Genomic DNA, 14,866 nt, shown 5'->3' on the forward strand with positions numbered 1-14,866 from the left:
TGGGCATGATTCGGCTAGAGCCTGAACTCATGTCCCAAATAGACTTCTTTTACAATCTCGTTGGCCAGAATGGCTTCGGAGTCACCTTCGGCAATCAGTTGGCCGTCACTGACAATGTACGCAGTTTCGCAAATATCCAGCGTTTCGCGAACGTTGTGGTCGGTGATCAGAACGCCAATACCTTTGGCTTTCAGGTGGTGAATAATCTGTTTGATGTCCCCGACCGAAATCGGGTCCACCCCGGCAAATGGTTCGTCGAGCAGTATGAATTTAGGCGCCGTGGCCAGTGCGCGGGCAATTTCAACCCGACGACGTTCACCGCCCGACAAGCTCATGCCGAGATTATCGCGGATGTGGTGAATATGAAATTCTTCAAGCAGGCTTTCCATCTCCGCGTGACGCGCAGCACGGTCGAGCTCCTTACGGGTCTCGAGAATCGCCATGATGTTGTCCGAGACGCTGAGCTTGCGAAAGATCGACGCTTCCTGCGGCAGATAACCAATGCCGGCGCGCGCGCGGCCATGCATCGGCAGGTGGCTGACATCCAGGTCGTCGATCAAGACGCGACCCTGATCAGCCTGCACCAAGCCTACAATCATGTAGAAACAGGTGGTTTTACCGGCGCCGTTAGGCCCGAGCAGGCCAACAATCTGGCCGCTTTCGATGTTCAGGCTGACGTCACGCACGACCTGGCGGCTTTTATAGCTTTTGGCCAAATGCTGGGCTTTCAGAATCGCCATCGTTATTCGGCCGCCTGTGGTTCAGCTGGTTTGCTTTTCGGCTGGATAACCATGTCGATGCGCGGACGCGGTGTGGTGATCTGGTTGCCCGTGGCGCGACCGGCATTAACGATCTGACGCTGCGTGTCGTAGACGATTTTCTCGCCTTCGAAGGTATTACCTTCTTGAATGACCTTGGCCTGATCGATCAGGACAATGCGATTCTTGCTGGCGAAATACTGGATGGTAAGGCCATAGGCTTTAACCAGTTCTTTGTCTTCTGCGGGCTTCTGCTCGTAATAAGCCGGTGTGCCGACAGAGGTGAACACGTCGATATCACCTTGAGCGGTTTGCGTGATCGTCACGGTATTGCCGGTGATCTTCATGGTGCCCTGAGTGATGATCACATCGCCGCGGTACACGGCTACGCCCTGTTTATCATCCAGTTCGGCGCTGTCTGCTTGCACGCGAATGGGCTGATCTTTGTCAGAAGGCAGCGCCCAGGCATTGAAGCTGCCGAATGTGGCGCCCAAGCTGAGCAGAAGGGGAAGGGTTTTAACGAACCTCATGCTGGCCTCTTACTTTGGACAGAAGGAGCATCCTGCTGTCATCCAAATATGCTTTCATTCCGACCGCGGTCGTTACGCCGTTGGCAGCGTCGATTCTAACGGCTTGCTCAGTCTGCGCATATTGTTTATCGGGGAATACTGTCAGTCTGCTGGTATTGAGTATGGTCGGACGACCTTTTGCATCGGTGCGCTCGACCTTCACCTTGTCGATCAGCTCGACTTCCTGGCCGCCAGGGCCAATCTCGCCTTTTTCGCTGCGAACGTGCCACGGGTATTCCGTGCCACGGTAAAGCATCAGGTTAGGCAGCGTCACGTTGGTGATGTCGGTTGCCTTGAAGTGTTCCAGTTTGTCGGCCTTCAAGGTGTAGTGGCGGCTACCGTCCGGCATGTATTGCACGGTAGAGGTATTAACCACATAAAAATCGATTGGGCTGTCGTTAGTTGCCGCTGGCTGGCGATCCGAGAAGGTTTCCTGGTTGATGTTCCAGTAACCGACGGCCACGAGCAATGCAGCCCCAATGGCGTACAGCAGCAGTGACAGCAATTTACGTGGGTTAGGCATAATCAATTCTATAAGTAAGCGGCTTGAGCAGCTTCGAGGCTGCCTTGGGCTTGCATGATCAGCTCGCAAAACTCGCGCGCTGCACCTTCTCCGCCTTTGGCCTGAGTCACTGCGAAGGCGTGTTCGCGGACAAACGGGTCGGCGCTGGCAACTGCCATACCCAAGCCAACGCGGCGAATAACCGGCAAGTCGGGCAAGTCATCGCCGAGGTAGGCCACTTCAGCATAGTCGAGACCGAGTTCGCCAAGCAGTTCGTCCAGTACCACCAGTTTATCTTCTCGCCCTTGGTACAGGTGCTGAATGCCGAGGTTTTGCGCGCGACGTTCAACCACCGGTGTTTTACGGCCGGTGATAATAGCGGTGCGCACGCCGGATTGGATCAGCAATTTAATGCCGTGGCCGTCGAGGGTGTTGAAGGTTTTGAATTCGCTGCCATCAACCAGAAAGTACAGTTTGCCGTCGGTCAGTACGCCGTCGACGTCGAAAATCGCCAGCTTGATCTTGGCGGCGCGCGCTTGCAGTTCGGTGCTTAGTGCTTGTTTAGTCATTACAGAACACCGGCGCGCAACAGATCGTGCATGTTGAGGGCGCCTGTTGGCCGGTCGTTGTCATCGACAACCACCAGCGAGTTGATTTTGTGGTCTTCCATTATTTTCAGGGCTTCCGCTGCGAGCATTTCGGCGCGTGCGGTCTTGCCATGAGAGGTCATGACCTGATCAATAGTTGCAGTGCGTACATCGATATTGCGATCGAGCGTGCGGCGCAAGTCACCGTCGGTGAAGATCCCAGCCAGTTTGCCGTCCGCCTCAAGTATTACCGCCATGCCCAGGCCTTTCTGGGTCATTACCAGCAACGCATCGCGCAGGCTGGTGCCGCGGTTGACCACCGGCAGGCTCTCGCCGCTGTGCATCACATTCTCAACTTTGAGCAGCAAACGCCGGCCAAGTGCGCCGCCCGGGTGCGAGAACGCAAAGTCTTCGGCGGTGAATCCGCGGGCTTCAAGCAGCGCGATGGCTAGTGCGTCACCGAGTACCAACGCAGCAGTGGTCGAAGAGGTGGGCGCCAGATTGAGCGGGCAGGCTTCCTCGGCAACGCGTGCGTCCAGATTGACGTCCGCTGCGCGTGACAGTTCTGAGTCCGGGTTGCCGGTCATGCTGATAAGAGTGATGCCGAGGCGTTTGATCAACGGCAGCAGGGTGATGATTTCAGCGGTCGAGCCGGAATTGGACAGGGCCAGAACCGTATCGTCGCGGGTGATCATGCCCATGTCGCCATGGCTGGCTTCAGCCGGGTGCACAAAGAAAGCCGTGGTGCCGGTGCTGGCCAGTGTGGCCGCAATCTTGTTGCCGATGTGCCCGGATTTGCCCATGCCGACCACCACCACGCGGCCCTTGCTGGCGAGGATTAGTTCGCAGGCACGAACAAAATTGTCATCAATTCGCGGCAACAGTGCTTCCACCGCCTGCAGTTCAAGGCGGATAGTGCGTTCCGCGGATTTGATCAGTTCGCTGGGCTGGCTCATGGTATTCAATCATCACGGTTGAACAAAAAGGGGGCGATTATATCGCGAAAGGGCGAGGGACTCACCGTGCAATTCCTCGGGCTGGACTAAACGCCAGTAAATACAAGCAAACCACCCGTGGTGTTGGGTAGGGCCGCGCAGCAGTGATATAGTTCGCGGCTAATTTTGGGTGTCCGCCTGACGTGGTGCCTTCTTGGTGAAGTGGCGCGTCTACGAGGAAGCTTGTAGGTAATGGAGTCCAGATGAACGCCGATGAAAAGTATGCGGTCGAGCTGAAAGGTCTGAGCTTTAAGCGCGGCACGCGCGATATCTTCAAAGATATCGATATTCGCATACCGTGCGGCAAGGTTACCGGGATCATGGGGCCGTCCGGCAGTGGTAAAACCACGCTGTTGCGGCTTATTGGGGCTGAACTACGCCCCGATGCAGGTGAGGTTTGGGTTAACGGGGTCAATCTGCCCACGCTTTCGCGTACCGAACTGTTCGATATGCGCAAGAAAATGGGCGTACTGTTCCAGAGCGGCGCACTGTTTACCGATCTTGATGTGTTCGAAAACGTAGCCTTCCCGTTGCGGGTTCACACCAAGCTGCCCGAAGCCATGATCCGTGACATCGTCCTGATGAAACTTCAGGCGGTAGGTCTGCGTGGCGCCGTGCAGCTGATGCCCGATGAACTCTCAGGCGGTATGAAGCGCCGCGTCGCCCTGGCGCGAGCGATCGCGCTGGACCCGCGCATCCTCATTTATGACGAGCCATTTGTAGGGCAGGACCCGATCGCAATGGGGGTTTTGGTGCGCCTGATCCGCCTGCTCACTGATGCTTTGGGTATCACCAGCATTGTTGTCTCGCATGATTTGGCCGAAACCGCGAGCATCGCCGACTATCTCTATGTGGTGGGCGACACCCAGGTTTTGGGGCAGGGGACTCCGGAGGAGTTGATGAATTCGGATAATCCGCGGGTTCGCCAGTTCATGCAGGGCACGCCTGATGGTCCCGTGCCGTTCCATTTTCCGGCGGACGATTACCGCTCAGAATTGCTAGGGGGGCGCTGATGCGCAGAAAATCACCGCTCGAACGCGTGCAGTTGCTAGGCCGTGCCGGCATTGATGTCGTCACCAGCCTTGGCCGTTCGACCATTTTTCTGCTGGCGGCGCTGTTCGGGCGTGGCACCTCAGGGAAGTTCACTCAGCTTCTGATCAAGCAGCTGTATTCGGTTGGTGTGATGTCGCTGGCGATTATCGTCGTGTCCGGTGTGTTCATCGGCATGGTGTTGTCGCTGCAGGGCTTCAGCATTCTGGCCGCTTACGGCTCCGAACAAGCGGTTGGGCAGATGATTGCGCTGACCCTGTTGCGTGAACTCGGCCCGGTGGTGACTGCACTGTTGTTCGCCGGCCGCGCCGGTTCGGCACTGACCGCAGAGATCGGCAACATGAAATCGACCGAGCAGCTTTCGAGCCTGGCGATGATCGGTGTCGATCCGCTGAAATATATTGTGGCACCAAGATTGTGGGCCGGGTTTATCTCCATGCCTTTGTTGGCGATGATATTCAGCGTCGTCGGGATCTGGGGCGGTTCGATGGTTGCTATCGACTGGCTGGGTGTCTACGAGGGCTCGTTCTGGTCCAATATGCAGAACAGCGTGTCGTTCACCGATGATGTGGTTAACGGCATTATCAAGAGCATTGTGTTCGCCTTCGTGGTGACATGGATCGCGGTCTTTCAAGGCTATGACTGTGAGCCGACCTCGGAAGGCATCAGCCGCGCAACCACCCGAACAGTTGTTTATGCCTCGCTTGCAGTGCTGGGGCTGGACTTTATTCTGACTGCATTGATGTTTGGAGATTTCTGATGCAAAACCGCACACTGGAAGTAGGTGTCGGCCTGTTCTTGCTGGCTGGTATGTTGGCTCTTATGTTGCTGGCATTGCGCGTAAGCGGTCTGGCTGTTGGCGCGGGCGAGGATACCTACAAGGTCTATGCGCATTTCGACAACATCGCTGGTCTGACCGTTCGCTCAAAGGTCACCATGGCTGGCGTGAGCATCGGTAAAGTCACCGCAATCGACCTGGATCGCGACAGCTACACCGGTCGCGTTACCATGGAGTTGAACAAGGACGTGGATAACCTCCCGATCGACTCAACCGCGTCGATCCTCACGGCAGGCTTGCTGGGAGAAAAATACGTCGGTATCAGTGTAGGTGGTGAGGAAGAGCTACTGGCCGACGGCGGCACCATCCACGACACCCAGTCCTCACTGGTGCTGGAAGAATTGATTGGTAAGTTTCTGCTGAATTCGGTCAACAAAGATTCGGCCAACTAACGAGGCTCAAAATGATTAAGTTGTTGCGTAATAGCGTATTGGTATTGCTGGCAGCGTTGCCTCTGTTTGCCTCTGCAGCGCAGACGGCCACTGAGGTGGTTGAGACGGCGACCAACACATTGTTGGCTGATCTGAAGGCCAACAAAGAACAGTATCGCGCTAATCCGGACGAGTTCTACGCCGCCCTCAACCGTATTCTGCTGCCGGTTGTAGACGTTGAAGGTATCTCGCGTGGCGTGATGACCGTGCGTTTTTCGCGCAAGGCTACGCCTGAGCAAATGACTCGCTTTGAAGAGAACTTCAAGCGCAGCCTGATGCAGTTTTATGGCAATGCACTGCTTGAGTACAACAACGAAGACGTCCGCGTGCTGCCAGAATCCGGCAAGCCGGGCGCTGACCGTGCCTCGGTGAATATGGAAATCACCGGTTCCGGTGGCGCGGTTTACCCGCTGACTTACACCATGGTGCGCAAAAACAACACCTGGGTCATGCGTAACCTGATCATTAACGGGATCAACGTTGGCAAGCTGTTCCGCGACCAGTTCGCCGAGCAGATGCAGGTCAAGAACAACGATCTCGATAAAGTGATCGATTCCTGGGCTGACGTCGTCGCCAAGGCGCGCAATGCAAAGGGTGATGCGTGAGTCAGGCCAGTATTGAGTCGTTATCGCCCGGCGTTTTGTGCCTGTGCGGAGACATCGACTTTACCAGCGGGCCGTCACTGCGCGAGCAGGGCGGCAAGTTGATTGCCGCCAGCCAAAGCACACAGGTTGTCGTCAACTGCGCCAAAATTGAACGCTCAAGCAGCGTCGGTTTGTCTCTCTTGCTGGCCTTTATGCGCGATGCACAGGCCGCCGGGAAAAGCATTTTGGTGCGCGACATGCCGAAGGAATTGCATGAGTTGGCCCGGGTTTCGGGCCTGTTGGACATTTTACCTATCGAAGCCTGAGTGGGTGTGGCCGGCTCACCGGCTATCACGTGGGGTTCGCAGGGTATGGGCTTTTTTGTATGATGCACGACCCCGCGGGCCCGGAAGCCGTAAATCGGCCCCAAAACTCTGGCGCGCACATGAATTCGTTGATTGAGGTTGAGCATGCAGGCCTTAGAAGTAAAAACTTTCCTAGAGGCGCAGTTGTCAGACACCCAGGTTGAGGTTGAAGGCGAAGGCTGCAACTTCCAGCTGAATGTTATTAGTGACGAGTTGGCCGGTTTGAGTCCGGTTAAGCGTCAGCAGCAAGTCTATGCTCATTTAAATCCGTGGATTGCTGATGGCAGCATTCACGCCGTGAGCATGAAATTCTTCAGCCGTGCCGATTGGGCAGCGCGTTCATAAGCCTGCGGGCGACGAGATAACTATGGATAAACTGATTATTACCGGCGGCGTTCGCCTTGATGGCGAAATTCGCATTTCCGGTGCCAAGAACTCGGCTTTGCCGATTTTGGCTGCAACGTTGCTGGGCGACTCGCCGATTACCATCTGCAACCTCCCGCACCTGCACGACATCACCACGATGATCGAGCTGTTCGGGCGCATGGGTATCGAGCCGATTATTGATGAAAAGCTCAGCGTTGAAGTCGACGCGCGCGCCATCAAGACGCTGGTAGCGCCTTATGAGCTGGTGAAAACCATGCGCGCCTCGATCTTGGTTCTGGGACCAATGGTTGCGCGCTTTGGCGAGGCAGAAGTTGCCCTGCCGGGTGGTTGCGCGATTGGTTCGCGTCCGGTGGATCTGCACATTCGCGGCCTCGAAGCCATGGGTGCGAAGATCGACGTTGAAGCCGGTTACATCAAGGCCAAGGCACCTGAAGGTGGCCTGGTCGGCGCCAACTTCCACTTTGACATGGTCAGTGTTACGGGCACCGAAAACATCATGATGGCTGCTGCATTGGCCAATGGCCGCAGTGTCCTGACGAACGCCGCACGCGAGCCGGAAGTCGTGGATCTGGCTAACTGCCTGATCGCCATGGGCGCAAAAATTGAAGGTGCCGGTACTGACACCATCACCATCGACGGCGTTAAGCGCCTCGGCGGCGCGACGTTCAGCGTGATGCCAGACCGTATCGAAACCGGTACTTACCTGGTGGCCGCCGCTGCTACGGGTGGTCGCGTCAAGGTCAAGGACACCGATCCGAGCACGCTCGGCGCGGTTCTCGAAAAGCTTGAAGAAGCCGGCGCTGTAGTTACTTGTGGTCCGGACTGGATCGAACTCGACATGCAGGGCAAGCGTCCCAAGGCGGTAAGCCTGGTAACTGCTCCGTATCCTGAGTTCCCGACCGACATGCAGGCTCAGTTCATCGCGCTCAATGCGATTGCTGACGGCGTGGGCACCATTGTTGAAACGGTGTTCGAAAACCGCTTCATGCATGTACATGAAATGCTGCGCATGGGTGCGCAAATCCAGGTTGAAGGCAACACGGCCACTGTTACCGGTGCCGAGCGACTGGTGGGTGCGCCGGTTATGGCCACCGACTTGCGTGCATCGGCCAGTCTGGTAATTGCCGCGCTGGTTGCTGAAGGCGACACCCTGATCGACCGCATCTACCACATTGACCGTGGTTACGAGTGCATCGAAGAGAAGCTGCAATTACTCGGCGCGAAAATCCGCCGCGTTCCGGGCTGATCAAACGCAATAGACGTCTGCGAGCAGGGTTTTAGAACTGCTCGCAGGGTTGTCCTGCGTTTGCGGTTGCGCTGATTGCAATCGTGCCTGTGACGATACAACCGCTTTTAAAGGTTTGAATAAAAATGCTCACCATTGCGTTGTCCAAAGGCCGCATTCTCGATGACACCCTGCCATTGTTGGCAGAGGCCGGCATTGTGCCGACAGAGAATCCGGATAAAAGCCGCAAGCTGATTATCCCGACGACACAGGAAGATGTTCGCCTGCTGATCGTGCGTGCGACCGATGTACCGACCTATGTTGAGCATGGCGCGGCTGATCTGGGGATTGCAGGTAAAGACGTGCTGATGGAGTACGGCGGTCAGGGCTTGTATGAGCCGCTCGACCTGCGTATCGCCCGTTGCAAGCTGATGACCGCTGGAGCTGTAGGTGCGCCGGAGCCGAAAGGCCGCCTGCGTATCGCCACCAAGTTCGTCAACGTTGCCAAGCGTTATTATGCCGAGCAGGGCCGTCAGGTCGATGTCATCAAGCTGTATGGCTCGATGGAATTGGCGCCGCTGGTGGGCCTTGCCGACAAGATTATCGACGTGGTCGATACCGGTAACACGCTGCGTGCCAATGGCCTTGAGGCGCAAGACCTGATCGCCACGATCAGCTCGCGTCTGGTGGTCAACAAAGCGTCGATGAAAATGCAGCACGCGCGCATCCAGGCGCTGATCGATGCCTTGCGCATTGCGGTCGAGTCGCGTCACCCAAGCTGATTCCCTTCGGCATTACGCCGCACTTTGCGCCACGGACGGCGCAAATGCCGAATTCGCAGGAGCGACTCGGTTCCCCTATCCGTGTAATAGCCAGAATTGTCAGGTGCCCGCACGGTGCGGCTGGTATTGTATGGGCGCCTGAAAATCTTCGTTCTCAGGATTACGTACCCGTTTTGTGACCTTGCCAAACAATGAGGCCCGCTATGACCGCTCCCATCGCTATCCGCCGACTCAATGCTGCTGAGCAGGGTTTTGCCCATCATCTTGATCAGCTGCTGAGCTGGGAAAGCGTGTCTGATGACGGCGTCAATCAGCGGGTGCTGGAAATCATTGCCGCCGTGCGCAGCCGCGGTGACGCCGCTCTGGTCGAGTACACCCAGCGTTTCGACGGACTGGAAGTGGCCAGCATGGCCGACCTGATTCTGCCGCGTGCCCGTTTGGAGCAGGCTCTGCAACGGATTACCGCCGAGCAGCGCACAGCACTCGAAACCGCCGCTGAACGTGTGCGCAGCTACCACGAGAAGCAGAAGCAGGATTCCTGGCGTTACACCGAAGCAGACGGCACCGTGTTGGGCCAGCAAGTAACGCCGCTCGACCGCGCCGGTCTTTACGTGCCGGGTGGTAAGGCGACTTATCCGTCGTCGGTGTTGATGAACGCGATCCCTGCCAAGGTCGCGGGCGTGGCCGAAGTGGTCATGGTTGTGCCGACGCCGCGTGGCGAAATCAACGAGATGGTGCTGGCCGCTGCCGCGATTGCCGGCGTAGACCGGGTCTTCACTATCGGTGGTGCGCAAGCCGTTGCAGCGCTCGCGTACGGCACCGAAAGCGTGCCGCCGGTCGACAAGATTGTTGGCCCGGGCAATATCTATGTGGCCACCGCCAAGCGCCACGTATTCGGTAAAGTCGGTATCGACATGATCGCCGGTCCTTCGGAGATTCTGGTGGTGTGTGACGGCCAGACCGATCCGGACTGGATCGCCATGGACCTGTTCTCGCAGGCCGAACACGATCAGGATGCGCAGTCGATTCTGCTCAGCACCGACGCGGCGTTCCTCGACAAAGTCGCAGAAAGCATCAACCGTTTGCTGCCGACCATGGAGCGTGCAGACATTATCCGCACCTCGCTGGAAGAGCGTGGCGCCTTGATTCATGTTGCCGACAAGGCACAGGCCGTCGAAGTGGCCAACCGGATTGCACCAGAGCACCTGGAATTGTCGGTTGAATCGCCAGAAGAGTGGCTGCCGCTGATCCGTCACGCTGGCGCGATTTTCATGGGCCGTTACACCGCCGAGGCTCTGGGCGATTACTGCGCTGGCCCGAACCACGTATTGCCAACGTCCGGCACGGCGCGGTTCTCATCGCCGCTGGGGGTTTATGACTTCCAGAAGCGTTCGTCGATCATTTATTGCTCGGCAGATGGCGCCTCGGTGTTGGGTAAAACCGCCTCGGTGCTGGCGCGCGGTGAATCGCTGACAGCCCACGCGCGCAGTGCTGAATACCGGATCAAGTCGTAATCGGCTTCATGCCCGATTGAATTGCCATATTTTCGAGGAGACAAGGGTGATGAGTAAGTTCTGGAGCCCTTTCGTCAAAGACTTGGTGCCTTATGTGCCGGGTGAACAGCCCAAGTTAACCAAGCTGGTTAAACTCAATACCAACGAAAACCCTTACGGCCCTTCGCCCAAAGCCATCGCGGCGATGCAGGCCGAAGTCACTGATGACTTGCGCCTTTATCCAGACCCTAACGGTGATCGGCTGAAGCAGGCGGTAGCCGATTATTACGGCGTGCAGACCAATCAGGTGTTCGTCGGTAACGGTTCGGATGAAGTGTTGGCACATGCCTTCCACGGCCTGTTCCAGCACGGCAAACCGCTGCTGTTTCCGGACATCAGCTACAGCTTCTATCCGGTTTATTGCGGCCTGTATGGCATTGAAGCCAAGCAGATTGCGCTGGATGAGCAGTTCCAGATTCGCATCGAAGATTACGTGCAGGCCAATGCCGGCATCATCTTCCCGAACCCGAACGCCCCAACCGGTTGCCTGCTGGCGCTGGAGGCCATTGAGCGCTTGCTGCAACTCAACACCGAAACAGTGGTGCTGGTGGATGAAGCCTACGTTGATTTCGGCGGTGAGACGGCGATTTCGCTGGTCGATAAATACCCGAACCTGCTGGTCACCCAGACGTTGTCTAAATCACGTTCGCTGGCCGGTTTGCGCGTGGGGCTGGCCGTTGGTCATCCTGATCTGATCGAGGCGCTGGAGCGTATCAAGAACAGTTTCAACTCCTACCCGCTGGACCGCATGGCCATTGCGGGTGCCGCGGCGGCGTTCACAGACCGTGAGTATTTCGCGCAAACCTGCAAAGCGGTTATCGACAGCCGTGAAACAGTAGTGGCTGGTTTGCAGGCGCTGGGCTTTGAAGTGCTGCCGTCCAAGGCCAACTTCGTTTTCGCCCGTCACCCGCAGCATGACGCGGCCAAGTTGGCGGCCAAGTTGCGAGAGCAAGGGGTTATCGTGCGCCACTTCACGCAGGCGCGCATCGCTCAGTTTCTGCGCATTACCATCGGTACCCCTGAGCAGAATCAGGCCTTGCTGGATGGGCTTGAAGGCGTTTAATACAGCTTAACTGTTCGGCATAAAAAAGCCGGATCATCCTGGGGTGATCCGGCTTTTTGCCGTCAGCACCTTGTGCTTAGTTGGTTGACGCTGGCGGGCGAATACCGACTTCTGCAGTGAGTTGCATGGCCTCGCCGTTGCGCATGATATCAATGCGAATCTTGTCGCCGGGTTTGGCCCGGGCCACCTGATTCATTGAGCGGCGGCCGTCGCTGGCAGACTCGCCATCAATCGTCAGAATCAAATCGCCGGGTTGCAGGCCGGCCTTTTGCGCCGGGCCGTCGCGGTAGATGCCGGCAACAATAATGCCTGGGCGACCTTCCATGCCGAACGATTCAGCCAGTTCAGGGGTCAGAGGTTGTACTTCAATTCCCAGCCAGCCACGGATGACTTGGCCATGTTCGATGATTGCCTGCATAACATCCAATGCCAGCTTGACCGGAATCGCGAAGCCGATCCCTTGCGAGCCGCCAGACTTGGAGAAAATCGCAGTGTTAATGCCGACCAGATTGCCGTAGGCATCAACCAGCGCGCCGCCGGAGTTGCCGGGGTTGATCGCGGCGTCGGTCTGGATAAAGTCTTCGTAGGTATTGAGGCCCAACTGGTTGCGACCGGTTGCGCTGATAATGCCCATGGTCACGGTCTGGCCAACACCGAACGGGTTACCGATGGCCAGCGTGACATCGCCAATCTTGATGTTGTCGGAGCGTCCGAGGGTGATCGAGGGCAAGTCATCAAGGTCGATCTTGAGCACTGCCAGGTCGGTTTCCGGGTCACTGCCAATCACGCGAGCCAGCGTTTCGCGACCATTTGAGGGCCACGACAATTTGGTCGGCGTCTGCGGTCACGTGATTGTTGGTCAGCAGATAGCCTTCTGGGCTCATGATTACCGCCGAGCCCAGGCTCGACTCCATGCGCCGCTGCTTGGGCAGGTTGTCGCCGAAGAACTTGCGGAACTGCGGGTCCTCAAACAGCGGGTGAGCCGGTTTGTTGACGTACTTGGTGGTGTACAGGTTGGCCACAGCCGGAGACGCCAGCGTCACCGCATCCGCATAAGAGGCCGGGCCCTGCTTGCTGAGACTGTATTTGGGGGATTGCGTGAGTTGCACATCCTGGCTTGGAAGGCCAACCCACTGGGGATAGCGCTGAATAATCAGCAGCGCCAACAACACACCAGCAAGCAGAGGCCAACCGAGAAAACGCAGAGCCTTGGGCATCAATCAAATCCTGAGGGTTGCTAGGGCAAAAAAGGCCCCTTAATGTGGGCATTATAAAGGGCGGGTCGCTAATAAAGCAGCGTTCTGCCGCGTTTGATAGGGAATCTTAATGGCAATTGCACTGTCCACTCTCGTTGATGAAGCTGAACGCTACCTGAATTCCGCCTCTATAAACGATTACTGTCCAAATGGCCTGCAAATCGAAGGTCGTCCGCAGGTGCGTAAAATCGTCTCAGGTGTCACCGCCAGTCAGGCGTTGATCGACGCCGCAATCGAAGCCGAAGCCGATGTTCTGTTGGTTCATCACGGCTACTTCTGGAAGGGTGAAAATCCGTGTGTCACCGGCATGAAGCAGCGCCGCCTGAAAGCCCTGCTGGCCAATGACATCAGCTTGCTCGCGTTCCACTTGCCGCTCGACGTTCACCCCGAGGTCGGCAACAACGTTCAGCTTGCCGCGCAATTGGGTATCACCGTTGAAGGTCCGCTCGAGCCGGGCAATCCGCGCACTGTTGGGCTGGTCGGCTCACTGCCGGAAGCGCAAACCGCTGAAGAGTTTGCCCAGCGGGTAAAACAGGTATTGGGACGCGAGCCTTTACTGGTTGCCGGGCCGCAGATGATTCGGCGAGTCGGCTGGTGCACCGGCGGTGGGCAGGGCTATATCGATCAGGCGGTTGCTGCCGGCGTTGACCTGTATTTGACCGGCGAAGCCTCCGAGCAAACCTTCCATAGCGCCCAGGAAAATGCCATCAGCTTTATCGCGGCAGGCCACCACGCGACAGAGCGCTACGGCGTGCAAGCGCTGGGTGATTATCTGGCGCGACGCTTCGCCCTTGAGCACCAGTTCATCGACTGCCCGAACCCTATTTGATCCGCCCTCCAACCAGCAGTACTCGCCTCTGAGTGCTGCTTTCGCCGGCATAATGTTAGACCGTTTTGTTCTAGATAGCGCCCTGAATAGACCGTTGTGCTGTGCTAGAGTGCGGCTCTAATCCACGGCCCGCCGGCCCAATGATATAGCCAATCGTGAGTAGCCATGCTCGATAAACTGACGCACCTGAAACAGCTGGAGGCGGAGAGTATCCACATCATTCGTGAAGTGGCCGCCGAATTCGATAACCCGGTGATGCTCTATTCCATCGGTAAAGATTCCGCCGTGATGCTCCATCTGGCGCGCAAGGCATTCTTCCCGGGCAAATTGCCTTTCCCGGTATTGCACGTCGATACGCGCTGGAAATTCCAGGAGATGTACCGCTTCCGCGAGCAGATGGTCACGGAAATGGGCCTGGATCTGATCACCCACATCAACCCTGATGGCGTGGCGCAGAATATCAACCCGTTCACCCACGGCAGCGCCAAGCATACCGACATCATGAAAACCGAAGGCCTCAAGCAGGCACTCGACAAGCATGGTTTCGATGCCGCTTTCGGTGGTGCCCGCCGTGACGAAGAGAAGTCGCGTGCCAAAGAACGCGTGTATTCCTTCCGTGACAGCAAGCATCGTTGGGACCCGAAGAACCAGCGTCCTGAGCTGTGGAATGTTTACAACAGCAAGGTCAAGAAGGGTGAGTCGATTCGGGTGTTCCCGCTCTCCAACTGGACCGAGCTGGATATCTGGCAGTACATCTACCTTGAGCAGATCCCGATCGTGCCGCTTTACTTCGCTGCCGAGCGTGATGTGATCGAGAAGAATGGCACGCTGATCATGATTGATGACGAGCGCATTCTTGAGCACCTCACCGATGAAGAGAAGTCGCGGATCGAGAAGCGCAAAGTGCGTTTCCGTACCCTTGGCTGCTATCCGTTGACGGGTGCTGTCGAGTCCGAGGCCGAAACCCTCACCGATATCATTCAGGAAATGCTCCTGACCCGTACGTCCGAACGCCAGGGGCGCGTCATCGATCACGATGGAGCGGGCTCTATGGAAGAGAAAAAACGTCAGGGCTACTTCTAAGGATCGCGC

At 57.0% G+C, this 14,866-nt stretch carries 17 protein-coding genes and 1 pseudogene; 12 read left to right on the forward strand and 6 right to left on the reverse strand.

Annotated features, from left to right (window positions below; translation table 11 throughout):
• Positions 1-14 precede the first annotated feature (14 nt).
• The 5 genes from lptB to BM395_RS05965 are packed head-to-tail and all read right to left on the reverse strand — an operon-like array spanning position 15 to position 3,372.
• Entirely contained in the window at positions 15-740 is a 726-nt protein-coding gene (gene lptB, locus BM395_RS05945; protein ID WP_090509718.1) for an LPS export ABC transporter ATP-binding protein, read from the reverse strand.
• 2 nt (positions 741-742) lie between these two features.
• The gene (gene lptA, locus BM395_RS05950) at positions 743-1,288 is read right to left on the reverse strand and encodes a lipopolysaccharide transport periplasmic protein LptA (protein WP_069898017.1); all 546 of its coding nucleotides are present in this window, start codon (positions 1,286-1,288) and stop codon (positions 743-745) included.
• Positions 1,275-1,850, reverse strand: coding sequence for an LPS export ABC transporter periplasmic protein LptC (gene lptC / locus BM395_RS05955; RefSeq protein ID WP_090509720.1), 576 nt, complete (start codon positions 1,848-1,850; stop codon positions 1,275-1,277). Before lptC ends, lptA begins: the two co-directional genes overlap by 14 nt.
• Before the next feature lie 8 nt (positions 1,851-1,858).
• Complete coding sequence (locus BM395_RS05960; RefSeq protein WP_090509723.1) at positions 1,859-2,398, reverse strand: KdsC family phosphatase; 540 nt, start codon at positions 2,396-2,398, stop codon at positions 1,859-1,861.
• Positions 2,398-3,372, reverse strand: a complete 975-nt coding sequence (locus tag BM395_RS05965; protein ID WP_069898014.1) for a KpsF/GutQ family sugar-phosphate isomerase — start codon at positions 3,370-3,372, stop codon at positions 2,398-2,400. Before BM395_RS05965 ends, BM395_RS05960 begins: the two co-directional genes overlap by 1 nt.
• A 242-nt stretch (positions 3,373-3,614) precedes the next feature.
• Between BM395_RS05965 and BM395_RS05970 the strand changes: the two genes are divergently transcribed.
• From BM395_RS05970 to hisC, 10 genes are all read left to right on the forward strand, one after another.
• Positions 3,615-4,424, forward strand: a complete 810-nt coding sequence (locus BM395_RS05970; RefSeq protein WP_069898013.1) for an ATP-binding cassette domain-containing protein — start codon at positions 3,615-3,617, stop codon at positions 4,422-4,424.
• A complete protein-coding gene (mlaE, locus tag BM395_RS05975; protein ID WP_069898012.1) occupies positions 4,424-5,221 on the forward strand; it encodes a lipid asymmetry maintenance ABC transporter permease subunit MlaE in 798 nt (265 codons plus the stop codon). Before BM395_RS05970 ends, mlaE begins: the two co-directional genes overlap by 1 nt.
• Entirely contained in the window at positions 5,221-5,691 is a 471-nt protein-coding gene (mlaD, locus tag BM395_RS05980) for an outer membrane lipid asymmetry maintenance protein MlaD (RefSeq protein WP_069898011.1), read from the forward strand. The genes mlaE and mlaD overlap by 1 nt, the downstream gene beginning before the upstream one ends.
• 11 nt (positions 5,692-5,702) lie before the next feature.
• On the forward strand, positions 5,703-6,335 hold the full coding sequence (locus BM395_RS05985) for an MlaC/ttg2D family ABC transporter substrate-binding protein (RefSeq protein ID WP_069898010.1): 633 nt from the start codon (positions 5,703-5,705) through the stop codon (positions 6,333-6,335).
• Positions 6,332-6,640, forward strand: a complete 309-nt coding sequence (locus tag BM395_RS05990; protein WP_090509724.1) for an STAS domain-containing protein — start codon at positions 6,332-6,334, stop codon at positions 6,638-6,640. The genes BM395_RS05985 and BM395_RS05990 overlap by 4 nt, the downstream gene beginning before the upstream one ends.
• Positions 6,641-6,784: 144 nt before the next feature.
• Positions 6,785-7,024: a BolA family protein gene (locus tag BM395_RS05995; RefSeq protein ID WP_069898008.1), complete on the forward strand. Its 240-nt coding sequence runs from the start codon at positions 6,785-6,787 to the stop codon at positions 7,022-7,024.
• 22 nt (positions 7,025-7,046) lie between these two features.
• A complete protein-coding gene (gene murA / locus BM395_RS06000) occupies positions 7,047-8,312 on the forward strand; it encodes a UDP-N-acetylglucosamine 1-carboxyvinyltransferase (RefSeq protein WP_069898007.1) in 1,266 nt (421 codons plus the stop codon).
• A 125-nt stretch (positions 8,313-8,437) separates the two neighbouring features.
• A complete protein-coding gene (hisG, locus tag BM395_RS06005) occupies positions 8,438-9,073 on the forward strand; it encodes an ATP phosphoribosyltransferase (RefSeq protein ID WP_069898006.1) in 636 nt (211 codons plus the stop codon).
• A 203-nt stretch (positions 9,074-9,276) separates the two neighbouring features.
• Complete coding sequence (gene hisD / locus BM395_RS06010; RefSeq protein ID WP_090509726.1) at positions 9,277-10,587, forward strand: histidinol dehydrogenase; 1,311 nt, start codon at positions 9,277-9,279, stop codon at positions 10,585-10,587.
• A gap of 49 nt (positions 10,588-10,636) precedes the next feature.
• Positions 10,637-11,689 (forward strand): histidinol-phosphate transaminase, encoded by a 1,053-nt coding sequence (gene hisC, locus BM395_RS06015; RefSeq protein ID WP_090509728.1) that lies wholly within the window; start codon positions 10,637-10,639, stop codon positions 11,687-11,689.
• Positions 11,690-11,765: 76 nt separating this feature from the next.
• Here hisC and algW read toward each other — a convergent pair.
• A pseudogene (algW, locus tag BM395_RS06020) lies at positions 11,766-12,906 on the reverse strand (Do family serine endopeptidase AlgW).
• Positions 12,907-13,015: 109 nt separating this feature from the next.
• On the opposite strand from algW, the gene BM395_RS06025 reads away from it, so the two are divergent.
• Positions 13,016-13,774, forward strand: coding sequence for a Nif3-like dinuclear metal center hexameric protein (locus BM395_RS06025; RefSeq protein ID WP_090509731.1), 759 nt, complete (start codon positions 13,016-13,018; stop codon positions 13,772-13,774).
• A gap of 165 nt (positions 13,775-13,939) precedes the next feature.
• On the forward strand, positions 13,940-14,857 hold the full coding sequence (gene cysD, locus BM395_RS06030) for a sulfate adenylyltransferase subunit CysD (protein WP_069898001.1): 918 nt from the start codon (positions 13,940-13,942) through the stop codon (positions 14,855-14,857).
• Positions 14,858-14,866: the final 9 nt, after the last annotated feature.

Origin of the sequence: Pseudomonas marincola (assembly GCF_900116605.1) — a bacterium.
Lineage (GTDB): Bacteria > Pseudomonadota > Gammaproteobacteria > Pseudomonadales > Pseudomonadaceae > Aquipseudomonas > Aquipseudomonas marincola.

Coding starts and splice junctions, on each gene's coding strand:
- cysD (WP_069898001.1), top strand. CDS start 13,940: ATGCTCGATAAACTGACGCACCTGAAACAGCTGGAGGCGGAGAGTATC.
- BM395_RS05985 (WP_069898010.1), top strand. CDS start 5,703: ATGATTAAGTTGTTGCGTAATAGCGTATTGGTATTGCTGGCAGCGTTG.
- BM395_RS05965 (WP_069898014.1), bottom strand. CDS start 3,372: ATGAGCCAGCCCAGCGAACTGATCAAATCCGCGGAACGCACTATCCGC.
- mlaD (WP_069898011.1), top strand. CDS start 5,221: ATGCAAAACCGCACACTGGAAGTAGGTGTCGGCCTGTTCTTGCTGGCT.
- mlaE (WP_069898012.1), top strand. CDS start 4,424: ATGCGCAGAAAATCACCGCTCGAACGCGTGCAGTTGCTAGGCCGTGCC.
- lptA (WP_069898017.1), bottom strand. CDS start 1,288: ATGAGGTTCGTTAAAACCCTTCCCCTTCTGCTCAGCTTGGGCGCCACA.
- hisC (WP_090509728.1), top strand. CDS start 10,637: ATGAGTAAGTTCTGGAGCCCTTTCGTCAAAGACTTGGTGCCTTATGTG.
- BM395_RS05995 (WP_069898008.1), top strand. CDS start 6,785: ATGCAGGCCTTAGAAGTAAAAACTTTCCTAGAGGCGCAGTTGTCAGAC.
- BM395_RS05970 (WP_069898013.1), top strand. CDS start 3,615: ATGAACGCCGATGAAAAGTATGCGGTCGAGCTGAAAGGTCTGAGCTTT.
- hisG (WP_069898006.1), top strand. CDS start 8,438: ATGCTCACCATTGCGTTGTCCAAAGGCCGCATTCTCGATGACACCCTG.
- lptB (WP_090509718.1), bottom strand. CDS start 740: ATGGCGATTCTGAAAGCCCAGCATTTGGCCAAAAGCTATAAAAGCCGC.
- BM395_RS05960 (WP_090509723.1), bottom strand. CDS start 2,398: ATGACTAAACAAGCACTAAGCACCGAACTGCAAGCGCGCGCCGCCAAG.
- murA (WP_069898007.1), top strand. CDS start 7,047: ATGGATAAACTGATTATTACCGGCGGCGTTCGCCTTGATGGCGAAATT.
- BM395_RS06025 (WP_090509731.1), top strand. CDS start 13,016: ATGGCAATTGCACTGTCCACTCTCGTTGATGAAGCTGAACGCTACCTG.
- hisD (WP_090509726.1), top strand. CDS start 9,277: ATGACCGCTCCCATCGCTATCCGCCGACTCAATGCTGCTGAGCAGGGT.
- lptC (WP_090509720.1), bottom strand. CDS start 1,850: ATGCCTAACCCACGTAAATTGCTGTCACTGCTGCTGTACGCCATTGGG.